19 protein-coding genes and 2 pseudogenes are annotated in these 19,771 nt (G+C 68.5%); 10 read left to right on the forward strand and 11 right to left on the reverse strand.

Annotated features, from left to right (window positions below):
- Positions 1-54 precede the first annotated feature (54 nt).
- A complete protein-coding gene (locus tag G5B46_RS15095) occupies positions 55-2,019 on the forward strand; it encodes an acetyl/propionyl/methylcrotonyl-CoA carboxylase subunit alpha (RefSeq protein WP_165259937.1) in 1,965 nt (654 codons plus the stop codon).
- A 185-nt stretch (positions 2,020-2,204) separates the two neighbouring features.
- Here G5B46_RS15095 and G5B46_RS15100 read toward each other — a convergent pair whose 3' ends face one another.
- Positions 2,205-3,467, reverse strand: coding sequence for a cation:proton antiporter (locus tag G5B46_RS15100; protein ID WP_346764938.1), 1,263 nt, complete (start codon positions 3,465-3,467; stop codon positions 2,205-2,207).
- A 208-nt stretch (positions 3,468-3,675) separates the two neighbouring features.
- Between G5B46_RS15100 and G5B46_RS15105 the strand changes: the two genes are divergently transcribed.
- Positions 3,676-4,074: a DUF1489 family protein gene (locus G5B46_RS15105; protein WP_165259941.1), complete on the forward strand. Its 399-nt coding sequence runs from the start codon at positions 3,676-3,678 to the stop codon at positions 4,072-4,074.
- A 174-nt stretch (positions 4,075-4,248) separates the two neighbouring features.
- On the opposite strand, the gene panC is transcribed toward G5B46_RS15105, so the two are convergent.
- Positions 4,249-5,097 carry a pantoate--beta-alanine ligase gene (gene panC / locus G5B46_RS15110; protein WP_165259943.1) on the reverse strand — a complete coding sequence of 283 codons (849 nt, stop codon included), beginning with the start codon at positions 5,095-5,097 and terminating at the stop codon, positions 4,249-4,251.
- 202 nt (positions 5,098-5,299) lie between these two features.
- Between panC and G5B46_RS15115 the strand changes: the two genes are divergently transcribed.
- Both G5B46_RS15115 and G5B46_RS15120 read left to right on the forward strand, forming a co-directional pair.
- Complete coding sequence (locus tag G5B46_RS15115) at positions 5,300-6,136, forward strand: division plane positioning ATPase MipZ (RefSeq protein WP_101719620.1); 837 nt, start codon at positions 5,300-5,302, stop codon at positions 6,134-6,136.
- Positions 6,137-6,163: 27 nt separating this feature from the next.
- Positions 6,164-6,595: a molecular chaperone DnaJ gene (locus G5B46_RS15120; RefSeq protein WP_165259945.1), complete on the forward strand. Its 432-nt coding sequence runs from the start codon at positions 6,164-6,166 to the stop codon at positions 6,593-6,595.
- A gap of 197 nt (positions 6,596-6,792) precedes the next feature.
- On the opposite strand, the gene G5B46_RS15125 is transcribed toward G5B46_RS15120, so the two are convergent.
- The gene (locus tag G5B46_RS15125; protein WP_165259947.1) at positions 6,793-8,103 is read right to left on the reverse strand and encodes a D-alanyl-D-alanine carboxypeptidase family protein; all 1,311 of its coding nucleotides are present in this window, start codon (positions 8,101-8,103) and stop codon (positions 6,793-6,795) included.
- 336 nt (positions 8,104-8,439) lie between these two features.
- Between G5B46_RS15125 and phaP the strand changes: the two genes are divergently transcribed.
- From phaP to G5B46_RS15145, 4 genes are all read left to right on the forward strand, one after another.
- On the forward strand, positions 8,440-8,874 hold the full coding sequence (gene phaP / locus G5B46_RS15130; protein WP_165259949.1) for a TIGR01841 family phasin: 435 nt from the start codon (positions 8,440-8,442) through the stop codon (positions 8,872-8,874).
- A 213-nt stretch (positions 8,875-9,087) separates the two neighbouring features.
- Complete coding sequence (locus G5B46_RS15135; RefSeq protein WP_165259951.1) at positions 9,088-9,546, forward strand: RidA family protein; 459 nt, start codon at positions 9,088-9,090, stop codon at positions 9,544-9,546.
- Positions 9,546-10,319, forward strand: coding sequence for a glycerophosphodiester phosphodiesterase (locus G5B46_RS15140; RefSeq protein WP_165259953.1), 774 nt, complete (start codon positions 9,546-9,548; stop codon positions 10,317-10,319). Before G5B46_RS15135 ends, G5B46_RS15140 begins: the two co-directional genes overlap by 1 nt.
- Positions 10,316-11,476: a GNAT family N-acetyltransferase gene (locus G5B46_RS15145; protein WP_346764937.1), complete on the forward strand. Its 1,161-nt coding sequence runs from the start codon at positions 10,316-10,318 to the stop codon at positions 11,474-11,476. Before G5B46_RS15140 ends, G5B46_RS15145 begins: the two co-directional genes overlap by 4 nt.
- A 15-nt stretch (positions 11,477-11,491) precedes the next feature.
- Here the strand turns inward: G5B46_RS15145 and G5B46_RS15150 are convergent, their stop codons facing one another.
- Together G5B46_RS15150 and G5B46_RS15155 are read right to left on the reverse strand one after the other, a co-directional pair.
- Positions 11,492-11,977, reverse strand: coding sequence for a pyridoxamine 5'-phosphate oxidase family protein (locus G5B46_RS15150; RefSeq protein ID WP_165259957.1), 486 nt, complete (start codon positions 11,975-11,977; stop codon positions 11,492-11,494).
- A 50-nt stretch (positions 11,978-12,027) separates the two neighbouring features.
- Positions 12,028-12,618, reverse strand: a complete 591-nt coding sequence (locus G5B46_RS15155; protein ID WP_165259959.1) for a DUF4287 domain-containing protein — start codon at positions 12,616-12,618, stop codon at positions 12,028-12,030.
- Positions 12,619-12,673: 55 nt separating this feature from the next.
- Here G5B46_RS15155 and G5B46_RS15160 point away from each other — a divergent pair, with 55 nt between their 5' ends.
- On the forward strand, positions 12,674-13,105 hold the full coding sequence (locus tag G5B46_RS15160; protein ID WP_165259961.1) for an HIT family protein: 432 nt from the start codon (positions 12,674-12,676) through the stop codon (positions 13,103-13,105).
- Positions 13,106-13,462: 357 nt separating this feature from the next.
- On the opposite strand, the gene clpA is transcribed toward G5B46_RS15160, so the two are convergent.
- From clpA to G5B46_RS24465, 3 genes and pseudogenes are all read right to left on the reverse strand, one after another.
- Complete coding sequence (gene clpA / locus G5B46_RS15165) at positions 13,463-15,784, reverse strand: ATP-dependent Clp protease ATP-binding subunit ClpA (protein ID WP_165259963.1); 2,322 nt, start codon at positions 15,782-15,784, stop codon at positions 13,463-13,465.
- A gap of 11 nt (positions 15,785-15,795) precedes the next feature.
- Entirely contained in the window at positions 15,796-16,125 is a 330-nt protein-coding gene (clpS, locus tag G5B46_RS15170) for an ATP-dependent Clp protease adapter ClpS (protein WP_101715544.1), read from the reverse strand.
- 28 nt (positions 16,126-16,153) lie between these two features.
- A pseudogene (locus G5B46_RS24465) lies at positions 16,154-16,270 on the reverse strand (hypothetical protein); the annotation flags it as partial.
- Positions 16,271-16,446: 176 nt separating this feature from the next.
- Here G5B46_RS24465 and G5B46_RS24470 point away from each other — a divergent pair.
- Positions 16,447-16,518: pseudogene (locus G5B46_RS24470) on the forward strand (hypothetical protein); the annotation flags it as partial.
- 9 nt (positions 16,519-16,527) lie between these two features.
- On the opposite strand, the gene G5B46_RS15180 reads toward G5B46_RS24470, so the two are convergent.
- The 3 genes from G5B46_RS15180 to G5B46_RS15190 are packed head-to-tail and all read right to left on the reverse strand — an operon-like array spanning position 16,528 to position 19,666.
- Entirely contained in the window at positions 16,528-17,319 is a 792-nt protein-coding gene (locus tag G5B46_RS15180) for an RNA methyltransferase (protein WP_165259965.1), read from the reverse strand.
- A 5-nt stretch (positions 17,320-17,324) separates the two neighbouring features.
- Positions 17,325-18,236, reverse strand: coding sequence for a class I SAM-dependent methyltransferase (locus tag G5B46_RS15185; RefSeq protein ID WP_165259967.1), 912 nt, complete (start codon positions 18,234-18,236; stop codon positions 17,325-17,327).
- A 17-nt stretch (positions 18,237-18,253) separates the two neighbouring features.
- Positions 18,254-19,666 (reverse strand): glycosyltransferase, encoded by a 1,413-nt coding sequence (locus G5B46_RS15190; protein WP_165259969.1) that lies wholly within the window; start codon positions 19,664-19,666, stop codon positions 18,254-18,256.
- Positions 19,667-19,771: the final 105 nt, after the last annotated feature.

Raw genomic sequence — 19,771 nt, forward strand, 5'->3', positions numbered from 1 at the left:
CGAAGCATGCGACAGAGGCTGGCCCAAAACAGCCTCGCCCCTAGGAGGAACGCGTTGATCGAGTCGGTTCTGATCGCCAATCGCGGCGAGATCGCGCGCCGGATCATCCGCACCGCGCGCGAGATGGGCGTGCGCACGGTCGCCGTCCATTCGGAGGCCGACAGCCACGCGCCGTTCGTGATGGAGGCCGACATGGCCATCCTGATCGGCGGCTCGCCGGCCCGTGAAAGCTATCTCGATCCCGCCAAGATCCTAGCCGCCGCGCGCCAGACCGGCGCCGAGGCGATCCATCCCGGCTACGGCTTCCTGTCGGAGAACGCCGACTTCGCCCAGGCCGTGATCGATGCTGGCCTGGTCTGGATCGGCCCGCCGCCCTCGGCCATCCGCGCCATGGGCCTGAAGGACGCGGCCAAGAAGGTCATGATCGAGGCCGGCGTGCCGACCACCCCCGGCTATCTGGGCGATGACCAGTCGGTGGAACGCCTGACGATCGAAGCCGCGAAGATCGGCTTCCCGGTGCTGATCAAGGCCGTGGCCGGCGGCGGCGGCAAGGGCATGCGCAAGGTCGATCGGGCGGAAGACTTCGTCGAGGCCTTGGGTTCGTGCCGCCGCGAGGCCGCCGCCAGCTTCGGCGACGATCGCGTGCTGCTTGAAAAGTGGGTCACCCGTCCGCGCCACATCGAGGTGCAGGTGTTCGGCGACCAGTTCGGCGACGTCGTCCACCTGTTCGAACGCGACTGCTCGCTGCAGCGTCGCCACCAGAAGGTCATCGAGGAGGCTCCGGCCCCCGGTATGGACGAGGAGACGCGCGAGGCCGTCTGCGGCGCGGCCGTGCGCGCCGCTCAGGCCGTCGGCTATGTCGGCGCGGGCACCGTGGAGTTCATCGCCGACGCCAGCGAGGGCCTGCGCGCCGACCGCATCTGGTTCATGGAGATGAACACCCGGCTGCAGGTCGAGCACCCCGTCACCGAGATGGTCACCGGCCAGGACCTGGTGGAGTGGCAGCTGCGCGTCGCCTCGGGCGAGCCGCTGCCGCTGGCCCAGGACGAGATCGAGCTGCAGGGCTGGGCCATGGAGGCGCGCCTCTATGCCGAGAACCCGGCGACCGGCTTTCTACCCTCGACCGGGCCGCTGAAGCACTTCCGCCTGCCCGAGGGCGACGTGCGCGTCGACAGCGCGGTGGAGGAAGGCGGCGAGGTCACGCCGTTCTACGATCCGATGATCGCCAAGCTGATCGCCCACGGCGTCGATCGAGAGGACGCCGCCCACCGCCTGGCCGAGGCCTGCAAGCTGGTCGAGGTCTATCCGGTCAAGACCAACGCCGCGTTCCTGGCCGCCTGCGCCAGCCATCCGGACTTCGTGGACGGCGCGATCGACACCGGCTTCATCGCCGCGCGGCTGGACGAGCTGGTCGAGCGCCAGTTCTCGGATGCTCCGACCCTGGCCGCCATCGGCCAGCGGCTGGAGACCTTCATGGCCGCCGACCAGCCCAAGGCCGATCCATGGGCCAGCGCGCCCTCGCGCCTGCTGGGCTTCCGCATGGGCGCGCCGCGCGCGGCCATGGCGCTGCCGCTGACCGTGGACGGCGCCAGGGTTCCGCTGCGGGTGGGGCTGGTGACCGGCGCCGGCGACGACTGGTCGTGGGACATCACCGTCGAAGACGGCCGGCCGCTGGACGACGTCGATGTGCTGCCCGGCGTCTATGGGCGCGATCCGCTCTATGTGTTCGAAGGCGGCGACGTGCGCGAGTTCGACTTCACGCCCCAGGTCGGCGGCGGCGCCCATGGCGCGGCCTCGGACGGGGCGATCCTGTCGCCGATGCCGGGCAAGGTGGTGTCGGTGGCGGTTTCGGCCGGCCAGTCCGTGACCAAGGGCCAGACCCTGCTGGTGCTGGAAGCCATGAAGATGGAGCACGCCCTGGCCGCGCCGTTCGACGGCGTGGTGGGCGAACTGTCGGCCGTTGCCGGCGGCCAGGTGGCCGAGGGCGTGGTGCTGGCCCGGCTGGAGGCTGCGGCCTGATCCTTCTCCCCTTGTGGGAGAAGGTGTCGGCGTAGCCGACGGATGAGGGGTCTCTCAAAAATCAAACGCCGCGACAGCTGATCGGCCGTCGCGGCGTTTCTGTTCATGCGACCCCTCACCCGACCTCCTTCGGAGGCCACCCTCTCCCGCAGGGGGAGAGGGCTATCTAAGGGGAGAGGGAGGTTCTAAGCCGGCAGCCTCGCCAGTTCGCTGTCCTCGTCCTCGCTTTCGTCCAACGCGCCCAGTTCGCCCCGGGCCCGCGCGGCCTTGCCGTACAGCAGCTCGAACAGCGGGCTGGCCATCAGGGTGGTGATGATCGCCATCAGCACCAGCATGGAGAACAGCGCCGGGCCGATGATGCCCTTCTGCAGGCCGATGTTGATGATGATCAGCTCCATCAGGCCGCGGGCGTTCATCAGGGCGCCGATGCCGCAGGCGGTGGCGTTGTCCTGGCCGGTGAGGCGCGCGGCGGCCCAGCAGGCGCCGCCCTTGGCCAGGATCGAGCCGGCCAGGATCACCGCGGTCACGGCGACCAGGCTGATGCTGTTGACCATGGTCAGCTGGGTGTGCAGGCCCGAGAAGGTGAAGAACATCGGCAGCAGCAGCACGACCGCGAACGGCTCCAGCTGCTTCTTGACCTCGCGGGTCAGCACGCCGCGCGGCAGCACAGTGCCCAGGATGAAGCCGCCGAACACCGCGTGGATGCCGACCGCGTCCATGGCCCAGGCGCTGAGCATGAACAGCATGACCACCACGCCCAGAATGTTGGGCGTGACCTTGCCTTCGCGCTCGGCCCAGCGGCCCAGCGGGGCCAGGAGCTTGGGGCCCAGGGTGATCATGAAGACGGCGAACAGACCGCCGCCGACGATGGCCTTGACGGCCACGGCCGGACCGCCGCCGAAGGTGGCCAGCACGATGGCCAGCACCGTCCAGGCGCCGGCGTCGTCGATGGCGCCGGCCGACAGCGAAAGCGTGCCGAGCGGGGTCTTGGACAGGCCGCGCTCGTGGATGATGCGGGCCAGCATCGGGAAGGCGGTGATCGAGATCGCCGCGCCCATGAACAGCGTGGCCTGGAAGGTGTCGATGCCCTTGCCGAACAGGCCAAGGCTCAGCAGCCACGGCGCGATGCCCACGGCCACCAGGAACGGCGCGGCCATCCCCGACAGCGACACGGCCGCCGCGCTCTTGGCGTTGCTCTTGAAGTGGTCGGCCTGGAAGCCGAGGCCGACCAGGAACATGTAGAGGCCGACGCCCATCTGGGCGCCGACATAGAGCACGCTCTTGGAGTCCTTGGGGAACAGCATGTGCTGGATGTCGGGGGCCAGCAGGCCCAGCAGCGACGGGCCCAGCAGCACGCCGGCGATCATCTCGCCCACCACCTGGGGCTGGCCCAGATACTTCTTCGCGAGCCAGCCGACGAGCCGGCTGACGGCGATGATCACGAACATCTGCAAAAAGAAGACAACGCTGAGCTCAGCCGCCGTCATGGTCCCATTCCCCCGAAATCGCGCCGTCGTTCGACGGTCGCCGTCTCTTCCCTTGGCTCTCCGATATCATCGGTCTGGAACCGGACCTAGATGTTAAATGATAGCGTTGTCACGTAGTCGCCGGAGGTGAGCGCTTGCGCGGCGACTGCAGCGCGCTAAATCCGCGTACATGGCTCTGCACATGATCAAGCTGGTCGTCGGCTGCGACACGATCGACGACCTCGTCGCCTGGCACAAGGAAGGTCATCCCTGGGTGATGCACACCCGCATGACCCCCAAGCGGATCGACGAGATCCTCGACGGCGGCTCTCTGTATCGGGTGTTCAAGGGCCAGGTGCTGTGCCGCCAGACGATCCTGGCCATCGACACGGTGGGCGAGGGGCAGAACGCGCGCTGCGAGGTCACGGTCGACCCGACCATCGTGCGGGTCGCGCCCCAGCCGCGCCGGGCCTTCCAGGGCTGGCGCTATCTCAAGCCCGAGGACGCGCCGCCCGACCTGAGCGAAGGCGAGGCCGCCGACATGCCGCCGGAGCTGGCTCGCCAACTCCGGGAGCTCGGGGCTTGGTGATCGCTTAGCGGATCATCAACCCAGGCGTGCGAAGTTGGCCGCTCGACCTTTTCGGGGGAGAGCGAAGATGCGACTGGCCTATATGGCGCTCGGCATGGGTCTGCTGTTCCTGGCGATGGTGATCGCCGTCGGCATCGCCCTGGTGGCGAAGGGGTAGGGCGCCGCCCCGGTTCTCTAGGCGCCCATGTTGTCGATCAGGCGGGTCTTGCCCAGCCAGGCGGCCGCCAGCAGGCGGGCCTTTGCGCCGTGCAGCGCATCGGGACCCAGGCGCGACAGGTCGTCGGCGTCGCGGAAATCGAAATAGTCCACCTGCCGGAAGCCGGCGGCCTCGAGCGCGGCCTTGCCGGCGGCTTCGGCCGTCTCGACGCGTTCGCCCGCCTGCACGGCGGCGATGGCGGCCTTCATGGCGTTCGGCAGGGCCACGGCGGCGGCGCGTTCCTCGCTCGTGAGGTAGGCGTTGCGCGAGGATAGGGCCAGGCCGTCCTCGGCGCGGGCGGTCGGCGCGCCGACGATCTCGACGGGCAGATCAAGGTCGCGAGTGACGCGGCGGATGACCTGCAACTGCTGGTAGTCCTTCTCGCCGAAGACGGCGATGTCGGGCTGCGCCTGGATCAGCAGCTTGGTGACCACGGTGGCCACGCCGCCGAAGAACTGCGGGCGGGCCGCGCCTTCCAGCGGCTCGGAGACACCCGTCAGGTTGATCGTGGTCGAGAAGCCCTGCGGGTACATCTCGGCGGCGTTGGGGGCGAACAGCAGGTCGCAGCCGGCGCTTTCCAGCAGCTGGGCGTCGCGGGCCTCGCCGCGCGGATAGGCGTCGAAGTCCTCGTGCGGGGCGAACTGCTTGGGATTGACGAAGACGCTGGCCACGGTGCGCTTGACGCGGGTCTGGGCCAGGCGGACGAGCGACAGGTGGCCGTCGTGCAGCGCGCCCATGGTCGGGATCAGGCCCACCTGTTCGCCCGCGGCCTTCCAGGCGCGGACCTGCTCACGCAATTCGGCGACGGTGCGGACGATACGGGTCATGTCGGGGGAACTCTGCTGCGACGCAAAAACGAGCGTTCGGACGCGCGGCTTATGGCCGATATGGGACAGCGGGTCCACCTGCGACACCGAGTCTGTGGACGCAGGGCGCCATAAGATTGACGCTAGGAGCGCGCAGGGCGTTTCATGCGCGTTAAGATTTTGGTTAGATTCGCCCGAGTCGGCGGAACGAAGGATGAAGCCTATGGCCGAAACGCGCGTGATCGTCGTCGGCAACGAAAAGGGCGGGGCCGGCAAGTCCACCATCGCGATGCACCTGATGACGTCGCTGCTGTACGGCGGCGCCCGGGTCGCGATCATGGACCTGGACCTGCGCCAGTGCACCAGCATGCGGTTCTGCGAGAACCGCGCGGCCTGGCTGGCCGGCAACGACGTCAAGCTGCCGATGCCGCAGACCTTCCGTCTCAGCGACGACGACATCGCCCTGGCGGCGGCGTCGGAAGCCGAGCAGGTGGCCGCGTTCGAGAAGGCGTTCCTGGCCGCGCGCGAGGTCGCCGACTTCGTGCTTATCGACACCCCCGGCGGCGACACCCAGATCACGCGCATGGCCCACGGCCTGGCCGATCTGATCGTCACGCCGATGAACGACAGCTTCGTCGACTTCGACATGCTGGGCCACGTCGACCCGGTGACCATGGAGCTGCAGAAGCCCAGCCTCTATTCCCAGACGGTGTGGGAGGCCCGCAAGGCCCGCGCCATGGCCGGCCAGCGCCAGCCGCTGGACTGGGTGGTGCTGCGCAACCGCCTGGCCACCACCGAGGCCCGTAACCGCAAGCGCCTGGAAGACCGCCTGACGGCCCTGGCCAAGCGCGTGGGCTTCCGCATGGGCCCTGGCCTGCGCGACCGCGTGATCTATCGCGAGCTGTTCCCGTTCGGCCTGACCATCGCCGACCTGTCGACCCAGGTCCGCCCGGTGCCGGTGTCGCTGCAGCACCTGGCCGCGCGTCAGGAACTGCGGGCGCTGATGCACTCGCTTGGCCTGGCCGCCTTCTCGGGCGAAACTCTGCTCGCCGCCCAGTAACCCGCTGGGGCGGCGCCGGGTCCGCGCATGCTCTTCTATCTGATCCTCGGCGCGGTGGTCGTCGCCTGGTTGCTGTGGGGAAAGCGCAAGCCGCTCTTCGCGGGCGAGGGCTGGCGCGTCGGCGCGGGGGTGGCCTCGGCCGCCGCCTTCGCCGCGGCCGCCTATGCCGGGGTGCGCAGTCAGTGGCCGGCCACCCTGGCGCTGTGCGTGCTGGGCCTGTGGTGCGCCACGTCGGCCCGCCAGCGGCCGGTGATCCGCAAGGTCGCCGAGCCGGGCAAGGCCCAGCTTTCGGCCAGCGAGGCCCGCTCGATCCTCGGGGTCGACGCCAAGGCCGGCCCCGACGAGATCCAGGCCGCCTACGCTCGTCTGATCCGCCTGGCTCACCCCGACAAGGGCGGCACGGCGGGACTGGCGGCGCAGCTCAACGCGGCGCGGGACCGGCTACTGAAGGGGCGGTGAGGGGGCTCTCCTCATTGTCATCCCGGCCGTAGCGAAGCGGAGCGCCGGGATCTCCCGTGTTTGATCAGTCCGGCGTGGGAGATCCCGGCTCTACGGCGCTGCGCGCCTTCGGCCGGGATGACAGGGATATTGGGGCAAAGAAAAAGCCGGCGACCGCGAGGTCGCCGGCTTTCCTGTTTCTGGCTCGGCGCCTGCGATCAGCGCGGAGCGATGACCATGCAGGGCTGGCGCTTGGCGGTGATCGCCGAGCAGGCCGCGCGAGCGGCGTCGGCGGTCATGCCCTGGAACTGGGCGCGGAAGGCGCCGCCGGCGGCGCTGACCACGGCGCCCTCAGCGTCGGAGACGGCCTTGGCGAAGCGGCCGCGGACGATGGAGAGCTGCTTGTTGGCCAGGCTCTTGGACTGGAAGGCGCCGACCTGGACGCTCCACTCGCCCTTGGCCTTCTTCGGCGCCGGCTTGGCGGCGTCCTTGGCGGCCTTGAGGGTGGGGGAGACCTTCACCGGGGCGGGCTTGGGGTTGTCGGTCAGCACGATCTTGAGGCCGGCCTGGTCGCCGTCGCCCTCTTCCGAGGAGGGGCGCATGATCGGGCCGGTCGGATCTTCTTCGTAGAGGTTGGCGGCGATGCTGGTGCGCTCGCCGTGCGAGCGGCGCTTCATCACGTCGAAGCCGGTGGTCAGCAGGTCTTCCATGTTGTTGTCGCGCCAGGCGGTGGACGAGCCGCCCAGGACCACGGCGATCAGGCGGCGGCCGTCACGCACGGCCGAGCCGGCGAGATTGTAGCCGGAAGCGTTGGTGTAGCCGGTCTTCAGGCCATCGAAGCCTTCCATGCTGGTGAGCAGGCGGTTGTGGCCGCGCACGTAGTTGCCGCGGAACTCGAAGCCCTTGAGGCTGAAGTAGGAATAGTACTGCGGGAAGTCGCGCATGGTGGCGCGCGACAGGATGGCCAGGTCGCGGGCGGTGCTGATCTGGCGGCTGTCGGGCAGGCCCGAGGCGTTCACGAAGCGGGTGTTGCGCATGCCCAGCTCCTGGCCCCGCAGGGTCATCAGGGCGGCGAAGCGGCTTTCGCTGCCGCCGAGCTTCTCGGCCATGGCGGTGGCGATGTCGTTGGCCGACTTAACGGCCATGGCGCGAATCGCCTCGTCGACGCTGAGGCTGTCGCCCGGACGCAGGCCCATCTTGGTCGGGGCCTGGGCGGCGGCGCGCGGTGAGATCGGCACGCGGTCGGTCAGCTTCAGGCGGCCTTCGCTCAGCGCCTCGAAGGTGAGGTACAGCGTCATCACCTTGGTGACCGAAGCCGGGTAGCGCGGGCTGTCGGCCCGTTTGTCGTAAAGGACTTCGCCCGAGTTGGCGTCGATCACGATGGCCGCGTACTTGGGTTCGGCGGCGTTCAGCTGAAGGTACGGGATCTGAGCCGAAGCGACGGTGGGAGCAGCGACGCCGACCAGCGAAGCCGCGGCGAGGCCGGCGGCGACGAGGAGGCGACGGGCGGATTTAAGCTTGGCGAACATGCGACAAACGTCCGTCATTTGAACTGAGCGGTTCCGCACCGCCACACGCGTGAGAGCTAGCATGCGCGTTGTCGCCTTACGCCAAAGTAAACAACTGGTGAGCGATTTCGCCGCACATTAAGATAAAACTTAGGCGTTGCGGCAACGCTTCGCTGCCTGGGCGTTCAGACCACGGAGCAGCTTCACCCTAGGTTATGGTGCGCTGCACAAAAACGTTTGACTGCTGCACTGCAACATGAGAAAACCATGTCGTCCCAACGCATGGCGCGGGATCGCGGCTGGAAAACTCCAAAAACGCCGCGTCGTCCCACCATGACCCGCCCAGGAGCCCTCCCCATGGCCGTCACCGAGACCCTGAAGAGCACCGTCGAGCAGTACACCTCCGCCAGCAACCAGGCGTTCAAGGATGGTGTCGACAAGTCCCTCGCCGCCCTGGCCGAAGCTAACACCCATTCCAAGAAGAACCTCGAAGCCGTGGTCGCCTCGGTGACCGCCGCGACCAAGGGCGCCGAAGCCCTGGGCGCCGAAGCCTTCGCCTACTCGAAGAAGGCCGCCGAGGACCAAGTGGCCGCCGCCAAGGCGCTGGCCGCCGCCAAGAGCGTGCAGGAAGCCGTCGAGCTGCAGACCGCCTGGGCCAAGTCGGCCCTGGAAGCCTACATCGCCCAGCTGAGCAAGGCCTCGGAGATCGTCTCGGCCTCGATCAAGGACTCGGTGAAGCCGCTGAACGAGCGCGTCACCGCCACGGTCGAGAAGTTCCAGGCCGCGCGTTAATTCGAAATTCGGAACGGCCCCGCTTGCGGGCCGTTTCGTAAGTCTACCCAGCCTTCAGGCTCGGACCTTTCGGTCCGGGCCTTTTTTCTTGCCCTTGGCCCAGACCCGCGTCCGGGCCTCTTCCTTGCCCCTGGCCCGGCCGCGGCCGGGCCTTTTTCCTTGTACGAAGGCCCGCCCTTGCTAAGCATGCGCTCTCGGTAAGGGAGCGTTTGAATGTCGAAGGTGGAAGAGCGTCTGGCGGGTCTGGGGATCACGCTGCCGCAGCCGGTGGCCCCGGTGGCCAACTACGTGCCGTTCGTGCGGTCCGGAAACCTCGTCCACATCTCCGGCCAGATCTCCATCGACGCTTCGGGCGGCATCAAGGGCACGGTCGGCGTCGACGTCGACCTGGAGACCGCCCAGAAGGCCGCGCGCCTGTGCGGCGTGAACCTGCTGGCCCAGATCAAGGCCGCGGTCGGCGACCTCGACAAGGTGGCCCGGGTGGTCAAGCTGGGCGGCTTCGTGCAGGCCGGCCCCGACTTCATCGACATTCCCAAGGTCATCAACGGCTGCTCGGACCTGATGGTCGAGGTGTTCGGCGACGCCGGTCGCCACGCCCGTTCGGCCGTCGGCGTCTACAAGCTGCCGCTGGGCTTCGCCGTCGAGGTCGACGCGGTGGTGGAGGTCTTCTGATGCGCGCGCGTCCGCGGCCCGGGACCGAGGTGTTCGGCGAGGCGTGGGAGCGCCTCTTCGATCCGCCGATCGCGCACCGGGGTCTGTGGACGCCCGATGGCGCGCCCGAGAACTCGCTGGCCGCCTTCCAGGCCGCTTGCGCCAAGGGCTACTCCATCGAACTGGACGTGCAGCTGACGGCCGACGGCCAGGCGGTGGTCTTCCACGACGATCGTCTGGAGCGCCTGACGGGCGTCGAGGGACGGCTGCGCGACCACACCGCCGCCGAACTGGCCGCGATGAAGCTGTCGGGCACGGACGAGACCATCCCGACCCTGGCCGACGCGCTGGCCGTGATCGGCCACCGGGCCATGGTCCAGATCGAGCTCAAGACCCCGTTCGGCGAGGTCGGCGAGTTGGAGAAGAAGGTCTCTGAGATCCTGATCGACCATGCCGGTCCGATCGCCGTGATCGGCTTCAACCCGTACTCCCATGCCTGGTTCGCCGATCACAATCCGCAGGTCTTGAGAGGCCTGGATTCCTACAGCTGGAACGACGAGAACGCCCGCAAGCTGGCGCCGGAACTGCGCAAGTCGCTGGCGGCCCTGGAGCAGGTCGAGATCGCTCGCCCGGACTTTCTGGCCCTGGGCCTGGACATGCTGCCCAGTCCCCGCGCCGACGTCTTCCGCGCCAAGGGCATGCCGATCGTCGCCTGGACGGTGCGCTCGCCCGAGCAATGGGATGCCGTTTCCGACCATTGCGACAACCTGATCTTCGAGGGCTTCGCTGCGTGAGTTCGCTTAAGGCGGAGGTGCGCGTCCACCGCCGCATCGCCGATATCGGCCGCGAGGCCTGGGACGCCTGCGCCGTGGCGTCCGGCGATCCCTTCGTCAGCTTCGACTTCCTCGACATCCTCGAAGAGAGCGGCTGCGCGTCCGATCGCACCGGCTGGGCGCCGCATCACGTCAGCGTCGCCGACACCGATGGCGCCATCGCCGGGGTGATGCCGCTCTATCTGAAGAACCACAGCCAGGGCGAATACGTCTTCGACCACGCCTGGGCCGACGCCTACGAGCGGGCGGGGGGCGCCTACTATCCCAAGCTTCAATGCTCGGCGCCGTTCTCGCCGGTGACCGGACCGCGCCTGATCGCCCGGCCGGACGTGGATCCCGACGAGGCGAGGGCGGCCCTGCTGGGCGGCGCCTTGACCCTGTGCGAGCGCATCGGCGCCTCGTCGCTGCACGTGACCTTCCCGACGGAAGACGAATGGGACTGGATGGGCGACCGGGGCCTGCTGCGCCGGCAGGACCAGCAGTATCACTGGGAGAACGCCGGCTACGCCACGTTCGACGACTTCCTGGCGGCCCTGTCGTCCAACCGCCGCAAGACCATCCGCCGCGAGCGCCGCGACGCCCAGGACGGGCTGGAGATCGTCGCCCTGAGCGGCGACGAGTTGACCGACGAGCACTGGGACGCGTTCTTCGGCTTCTACATGGACACCGGCGGGCGCAAGTGGGGGCGGCCGTACCTGAACCGCCGCTTCTTCTCGCTGCTGCACGAGCGGATGGCCGACAAGGTGCTGCTGATCCTGGCCCGGCGGCCGGGCGGGCCGTGGATCGCCGGCGCCCTGAACCTGATCGGCCGCGACTGCCTGTACGGCCGCCACTGGGGCTGCACCGAGGACGTGCCGTTCCTGCATTTCGAGCTCTGCTACTATCAGGCCATCGAGCATGCGATCCGGCTGGGCCTGCCGCGCGTCGAGGCGGGCGCGCAGGGCCAACACAAGATCGCCCGCGGCTATCTGCCCAGCGCCGTCTATTCGGCGCACTGGATCGCCGATCCGGCCCTGCGCGAGCCGGTGGCCCGCTATCTGGAGCGCGAGCGCGAGGCGGTGACGCAGGACATGGCGATGCTCACCGAGGAGTACTCGCCGTTCCGTCACGAGGGCTAAAGCGCCAATCTCCGGCTAGTGCAGAACAACCTCGGCGACCTTGTTGCGGTAGCTCTTCTTCGGATCCTCGCCCAGCATCAGGCGCACGCCGGCGAACAGGCTGTTCTCGTTGCGCCAGATCCGGGCGTGCTCGGGCTCGAAGCGCAGCAGGCGAAGCGCCGGGTCGGTCTTTCCGGTGAACCAGGCGGCCACGTACGGGTGCCAGAGGGCGTCGATGGCCTGGCGGTCGTTGTCGATGCGCAGACGGCCGTCGATCTCGGCGAACAGGTCGTGGCCCTTCGAGGCGAAGTGCATCACCGCGTCGCGCTCACGGTCGAGGGCGGCGACCATGTCGCAGTCGGCCGAGGTGAAGATCCATAGCGGGCCGCCTTGCTCGCTCTCCATCAGGGCGGTCATCGGCTGGCTGTGGCCGCCCTCGACGTCGGGCAGGCCCAGCATGACGGTACGGTCGGCCCTCATGGCCTTCCAGAACCGGGCGGTGAGATCGGCTTCCTTGGACATGGTCTTGTCCTCCCGCCGTAGAAACGTGGCCGCGCCCGGCGCCGTTCCCGTCAAGAGCGGTCCCAGGCCGCCTTCAGCAGCGCCTTGACCTCGTCGTCGACCTCGGCCGGAGAGGCGAGGGCCAGCTTGGCCTTGAGCCGCTCGGACCAGCTTTCGTTCTTCGGCTCGGAAAGGCGAGGGGAGGCGTCGGGCGTCAGGGCCAGGCCCAGCGACACCGTTCCGCCCTTCAACGGCCTGGCGGCGGCGAACTGAACCTTGCCCGACCAGGCCGTGAAGGCCTTGCGCTGGCCGGTGACGACGCCGGGGAAGTCCGCGACGGCCGCCTCGATCGCTTTCAGGATCGCGGCCGAGGCCGGGTCGGTCCACAGCGCCGCGCGCAGGCCGGCCGCGTCGTCCCAGCCCAGCTCGGAGGGGAAGGCCACGCCCAGGATGTGGGCGGCGCGGTTGACACCCAGGCCGTGATTGGCCTTCAGCCAGTCGACGCGGGCCTTGGGCTTGGTCTCCTTGCAGTCGCGGCGGACGATCTCGACCCATTGCTCCAGGGTCTTGCCGGTGTCGCGCTCCAGGCTGGCCTGCACCGAGGCGAACCACTTCTTCTGGCGTTCGGTCAGGCCCTGGCCCGTCTCGTCGGTCTTGCCCACGCTTGCGCCCCCTCCCTGGTTTGCTAGGACCGTCCTCTACGCAAGGGAGCGGTCCATGAGCCTGACGGGAAGCTACGACGACGCCAACATCTTCGCCAAGATCGTGCGGGGCGAGATTCCCAGCGTGAAGATCTTCGAGGACGACGCGGTCCTGGCCTTCATGGACGCCTTCCCGCAGTCGCGCGGCCACGCCCTGGTGATCTCCAAGACCTCCAAGGCCCGCAACATCCTCGAGGTCGAGCCGCAGGTGCTGGCCGAACTGGCCGCCGCGACCCAGAAGCTGGCGCGCGCGGTCACGGCGGCCCTGAAGCCCGACGGCGTGGTGGTCACGCAGTTCAACGGCGCTCCGGCCGGCCAGACCGTGTTCCACCTGCACTTCCACGTCATCCCCCGCTACGAGGGCGAGGCGCTCGGCCGTCACGGCGGCGGCATGGCCGACATCGACGACCTGAAGGCCCTGGCGGCGAAGATCAGCGCGGCGCTTTAGGCGCGCGGCTGGCGCTGGCCCCCTCCGTCCGCTTCGCGGCCACCTCCCCCTGAAGGGGGAGGATCTTGGATCTGCGGACCTCCCCCTGTGGGGGAGGCGATCGCGTCAGCGATCGGTGGGGGGAGTTGGTGGTGGCCTTCAGACGTCCCGGAAGCTGAAAACGACCCCCCGCCGGCCTTTGGCCGCCTCCCCCAGAGGGGGAGGTTCCTTGTCGGCGGGCGCGGCTTTTCGGCCGCGCGCATTTTCTGCGATGGAGAAGGCGCGGGGCGTCCGATCGGCAAACCCGACTGGACGTGCGATCAAAGAAAAAGGCCCGGATCGCTCCGGGCCTTTTCCAGTCTCATGCGGCTCTGGGCCTTATTCGGCCAGGGCCGGTTCCTCGGCGTCGTCCGACTTGCCGGACTTGCCTTCCGAGGCGCTTTCGATCTCGAAGCCGATCTTGCCGTTCTCGAGCACCACCTTGACGTGGCCCCCGCGGGTGAGGCGGCCGAACAGGATGTCGTCGGCCAGCGGCTTCTTGATGTGCTCCTGGATGACCCGGGCCAGCGGACGGGCGCCGTAGAGCTCGTCGAAGCCGTTCTTGGCCAGCCAGTCGGCCGCGTCGTCGGCCAGTTCGATCGTGATGTTGCGGTCGGCGAGTTGCGCCTCCAGCTGCATGACGAACTTCTGGACGACCTGGCGGATGATCTCCGGCGTCAGCGGCTTGAAGGCCACGACGGCGTCCAGGCGATTGCGGAACTCCGGCGTGAACAGGCGCTTGAGCGCGGCGTCTTCCTCGCCCTCGACCTTCGAGCGGCCGAAGCCGATCGAGTTGCGCTGGGCGTCCGAGGCCCCCGCGTTGGTGGTCATGATCAGGACCACGTTGCGGAAGTCGACCTTCTTGCCGTTGCTGTCGGTGAGCGTGCCGTTGTCCATCACCTGCAGCAGGATGTTGTAGACATCCCCGTGCGCCTTCTCGATCTCGTCGAGCAGGACGACGGCGTGCGGGTGCTGGTCGACCGCGTCGGTCAGCTGGCCGCCCTGGTCGAAGCCGACATAGCCGGGAGGGGCGCCGATCAGGCGGCTCACGGTATGGCGCTCCATGTACTCCGACATGTCGAAGCGAAGCATCTCGATGCCCAGGGTCTGGGCCAGTTGCTTGGCGGCTTCGGTCTTGCCCACGCCCGTCGGGCCGCTGAACAGGTAGCTGCCGATCGGCTTGTTGGGTTCACGCAGACCGGCGCGCGCCAGCTTCATCGCGGCCGACAGCTGGGTGAGGGCTTCTTCCTGGCCGAACACCGCGCGCTTCAGGTCGTTCTCGAGCTCCTTGAGGGCCTCGGTGTCCGACTTGCTGACCGACTTGGGCGGGATGCGGGCGATCTTGGCCACGACGGCCTCGATCTCCTTGACCCCGATGGTCTTCTTGCGACGGCTTTCGGGCAGCAGCATCTGGCCCGCGCCCGCCTCGTCGATCACGTCGATCGCCTTGTCGGGCAGCTTGCGGTCGGTGATGTACTTGGCCGACAGCTCAACGGCGACCTTGAGGGCCTCGTTGGTGTACTTCAGCTTGTGGAAGTCCTCGTAGTAGGTCTTCAGACCCTTGAGGATCTTGATGGTGTCTTCCACCGTCGGCTCGTTCACGTCGATCTTCTGGAAGCGACGGACGAGGGCCCGGTCCTTCTCGAAGTGCTGGCGGAACTCCTTGTAGGTGGTCGAGCCCATGCAGCGCAGGGTGCCCGAGGCCAGGGCGGGCTTGAGCAGGTTGGACGCGTCCATCGCCCCGCCGCTGGTCGCGCCGGCGCCGATGACGGTGTGGATCTCGTCGATGAACAGCACCGCGTTCGGGTGGTTCTCGAGTTCCTTGACCACCTGCTTGACGCGTTCCTCGAAGTCGCCGCGATAGCGGGTGCCGGCCAGCAGCGCGCCCATGTCGAGCGAGTAGATGGTGGCTTCCGCCAGGACTTCAGGGACCTGGTGGGTGATGATCTTGCGCGCCAGGCCTTCGGCGATGGCGGTCTTGCCGACGCCGGGGTCGCCCACGAGCAGCGGGTTGTTCTTGGTGCGGCGGCACAGGATCTGGATCGCGCGTTCCACTTCGTTCGCGCGGCCGATCAGCGGGTCGACCTTGCCCTGGCGGGCCTTTTCGTTGAGGTCGACGCAGTAGGCCTCAAGGGCCTCGCCGCCGGTCTTGGTGTTGGGCTTTTCCTGGTCTTCCTCGACCGCGGTCGCGCCCTTGGCGGCCTTGGGCTCCGAAGCGCCGGCCTTCTTGGCGATGCCGTGGGCGATGAAGTTCACCGCGTCGTACCGCGTCATGTCCTGCTCCTGCAGGAAGTAGGCGGCGTGGCTCTCGCGTTCGGAGAAGATGGCGACCAGGACGTTGGCGCCGGTCACTTCCTCGCGGCCGGACGACTGGACGTGGATCACCGCGCGCTGGATCACGCGCTGGAAGCCCGCCGTGGGCTTGGCGTCCTCCTCGTCGTCGACCACCAGGGACGAGAGTTCGACGTCGAGATAATTGACCAGGCTCTTCTTCAGAGCCGCCAGGTCAACGTCGCAGGCGCGCATCACGCCGGCGGCGTCGTCATCGTCGGTAAGCGACAACAGGAGGTGTTCGAGGGTCGCGTACTCATGCTTTCGCTGATTGGCGTACGCGACGGCGCGATGCAGGGATTCTTCGAGAGGACGCGAAAAAGAGGGCAAGGGGAGGCTCCTCAATCCTTTTCCATGGTGCACTGCAGCGGGTGCTGATGTCTGCGGGCTGAGTCGATCACTTGAGCGACCTTGGTCTCGGCGACTTCGTAAGTGAATACGCCGCAGACCCCGACGCCGTTCTGGTGAACGTGCAACATGATCCGTGTCGCGTCTTCGCGCGACTTGTTGAAGAACCGTTCGAGCACGTAAACGACGAACTCCATGGGGGTGTAGTCGTCGTTCAGGATCAGTACGCGATACAACGAGGGCTTCTGCGTCTTCGGCTTCACTTCCGTGACGACCGAAGAGCCCGCGCCGTTATTCTGTCCGCCTTGCTTTCGCTCGGCCATCGACCGCTTTCTCCCGGCGGGAACCAAATCACCCGCCTTCATGAATTAGATATGGAAAAGCGGCGGCTTTGGAAGAGGCCGCCGCCCGACTGCGCCGCTTTAGCACAGGGGCGCCGTCGAAATCGGCTTCACGTTTGGGAGAGCGGCGATAGGGGTCTGTGCGTTCCCGCGGCGAGGCTGCGAAATGGTGTGCGGCGCGTTGTCGCGCAAGGGGGCGGGGGAGTGCTTGTTCCTTCTCCCCTTGCGGGAGAAGGTGTCGGCGACAGCCGACGGATGAGGGGTCTCTCAGGCGGCTGACGTCGCGCCCAGCCCTTCCGCTTCGCTGCGGCGCCGTTCATCGACCCCTCACCCGACCCGCTTCGCGGGCCACCCTCTCCCGCAAGGGGAGAGGGGATCGGGAAGTCAGCCCGTCACCGTGTAGATCATGATCCCCGTGGCCACCGACAGGTTCAGGCTGTCGGCGCGGCCGCGCATCGGGATCTTGACGTTGACGTCGCAGGCGGCGGCCAGTTCGGGCGGCAGGCCCTGCTGTTCGTTGCCCATCAGGATCAGCGACGGCTTCACGTAGTCGGCGCTCTTGTGGTCGACGGTGGCGGTCAGCAGGGTGCCGACCACGCTGCCGGGCCATTCCTCGCGCCAGGCCAGGAACTCCTGCACGCTGGCCTTGGCGATCTTCACGGCGAAGACCGAGCCCATGGTCGCGCGCACGCCCTCGACCGAGTAGGGGTCGACGCAGTCGCCGACCAGGATAACGCCGCCGGCGCCGGCCGCGTCGGCCGTGCGGATGATGGTGCCCAGATTGCCCGGATCGCGGACGGCCTGCAGGGCCACCCAGCAGTCGGCGCTTTGCGGCACGATGGCCGACAGCGGCGTGTAGACCTGGCGGAACACGCCGACCACGGCCTGGGGATTGTCGCGGCGCGAGACCTTCTCGAGGATCTCGCGGTTGACCTCGATGACCTCGCCGCCGGCGGCGGCGCAGGCCTTGGCGGCCTTCTGCAGCATCGGGTGGTCGGCTGCGTCGGGGCCGTACATCAGGATCTTGGGCGCGTGGCCGCAGTCGATCGCCTCGATGACGATCTTCAGGCCTTCGGCCAGGAACAGGCCGCTTTCCTCGCGCTCCTTGCGCATGTGCAGGGCGCGGACGGCCTTCACCGTGGCGTTGGTCAGGGAGGTGACGGTCTTGACGCTCATAGGTCTCAGGCCTCCGACGACCAGCGGGCGAAGAACGACAGGCCGATCTGGCGGTCGCCCTTGTCTTCCACGAGGGACAACTCGCCCCAGTCGATGACGCCGGCGCGGCCGTCCAGAGCCTGGGCCAGCAGGCCCGACATGGCCGCGCCAGAGACGCGGGCGGCATAGGCGTTCATCAGCAGGAAGTCGGCGTCCTCGGCCAGCAGCGCCGCGCAGTCGGCGGCCAGCGCCGGCAGGTCCTCGAACAGGCGCCAGACCTCGCCGTCGGGGCCGCGGCCGAACTTCGGCGGGTCGAGAATGATCCCGTCATAGACGTTGCCGCGGCGCACCTCGCGGGCGACGAAGCGGCGAGCGTCCTCGACGATCCAGCGGATCGGCTTTTCGGCGAGGCCGGCGAAGGCGGCGTTTTCGCGCGCGAAGCCGACCGACTTCTTGGAGGCGTCGACGTGGGTGACATGGGCCCCGGCGGCGGCGCAGACCAGGCTGGCCACGCCCGTGTAGCCGAACAGGTTCAGGATCTTGGGCTGACGGCCGCGGGCCTTGATGAAGGCGCGCACGCGTTCGTCCTGCCAGGCCCAGTTGGCGGCCTGCTCGGGAAAGAAGGCCAGGTGGCGGAACGGCGTGAACTGGCCGTGGAACTTGGCCTCGCCCCAGGCCAGGTCGAACTTTTCGATCGGCTTGCCGCGGAAGCGCCAGCGGCCGGCCTCGTCCTCGTCGGACGGGTCGAACACGGCGTCGGCTTCGTCCCAGGCGCTGGCCGGCAGGCGCGGCTCCCAGAAGCACTGCGGCTCGGGGCGGACGACGGTGTAGCGGCCGTAGCGCTCCAGCTTCTTGCCGCGCCCGCTGTCGAGCAGGGCGTAGTCGGCCCAGCCGGTGGTGCGCATGACGAGGGGAGAGGCGGCGATGGTCGGGTGCATGGCCACGCCATACGCGCTCAGCCCAAGCGTCGTCCAGCCCGAGGCGCATGCGGGGTCTTGTCCCAGTGGTGCGGGCGCAGGACGAATTGCACCAGCGCATGGCAGCCGGCCCAGCCCTGCAGGAGCCAGATCAGCGGCAGGCCGAGCAGATCCAGCCACCTGGCCTTGCCGCCGGCGCGCCGCCGGCCGACCACGGCGGCGATGGCCGATCCGCTCCAGGCGTAGGTGAAGAGCGCCAGGCCGGGGCCGTCGATCGCGGCATGGCCGTCCGGCGCCAGGTCCAGCAGGATCATCAGCATGGCGCCGGCCAGGATCGGCGCGTGCAGGTGCGTGGAGACGAGCGACAGGAAGAGGGTCAGGAACAGCGCCAGGGCCACGCGGGGCCTGCGGGCGGCCGGACCGCGCAGGTGCACCAGCAGGGTGGCCAGGTGGCCCTTGATCCACCGCGCCCGCTGCGGGCGCCAGGCCTTCCAGGTGGTCGGCGCGGTTTCCAGCGTCGGCCGGTCGATGACGCCGAGCGCAAGGCCGACGGCGGCCAGCCGGAAGCCGACATCGGCGTCCTCGGTCACGTTGAAAGCGTCCCACCCGCCGACAGCCCGCAGGGGCGCGACGGCGAAGTGATTGCTGGTGCCGCCTAGGGGGAAGGCCAGCCGCCAGCGCGCCAGGGCCGGCAGCAGCACTTCGAAGTGGGCGGCGTACTCCTGCTGGAACTGCCTGGGCAGCATGCCTGAGATGGCCGGGATCTCGATGCGCAGCGGGGCCTGCAGGCAGGCCAGGCTGGCCGGCCCCGCCGCGAAGTGGGCGGCGGCCTCTCGCAGTTGGCCAGGATCGGGCGCGTCCTCGGCGTCATAGATGACCAGCAGCTCGCCGCGCGCCCGCTCAAGGGCGTGGTTGCAGGCCCTGGGCTTGGTCTTCGGACCGCCCGGCGGCACGATCAGCACCTGGACGAAGGCGGGCAGGTCGAGGGCGTGGAAGGCCGCGATGGTCTCGGTGTCGTCGGCCTCCAGCACGATCAGGGCCTGCAGGCGATCGCGCGGATAGTCCAGGCGGTCGAGGTTGGCGACCAGCTCGGCCGCCACCGAGGCTTCCTTGTAGAGCGGCGCCAGCACCGTGTAGGCGGGCAGGGCGTGGTCGGGCAGGGGCGGGGCGGCGCTCGCGCGGCGGGGCGTGCAGGCGGCGACCAGCCGCAGCGTGGCCAGGAGGGCGAAGAGAGCCAGGCCCGTCCATTTCAGGACTTCGAGCGTCCGGCCGGGCGCGAGCGCCAGGGCGGCGACCAGGGCGAGCGCGATCGCCGTCCCCGCGACGCTCTGCGCCGGGCTCAGCCGTCGATGCGCGCCGTCCGCGACAGGGAGCGGCGAGACCTGGGGCGGATCGGGCAGGGTGGCGTGATCCAGCCCATCGACGTGCAGCCGTCGTTCCTCACGCGCCATGTCGTCCCCCAGCCCCCCTGGCCTGAACCTAGGCCTTTCGGCGGGAACGACTCGATTAATTCAACCATAAAGTGTCAAATGGAAAAATACGCGTTCTACGCAAAA

The organism is Caulobacter sp. 602-2, from assembly GCF_011043625.1.
In the GTDB taxonomy this organism is placed as follows: Bacteria; Pseudomonadota; Alphaproteobacteria; order Caulobacterales; family Caulobacteraceae; genus Caulobacter.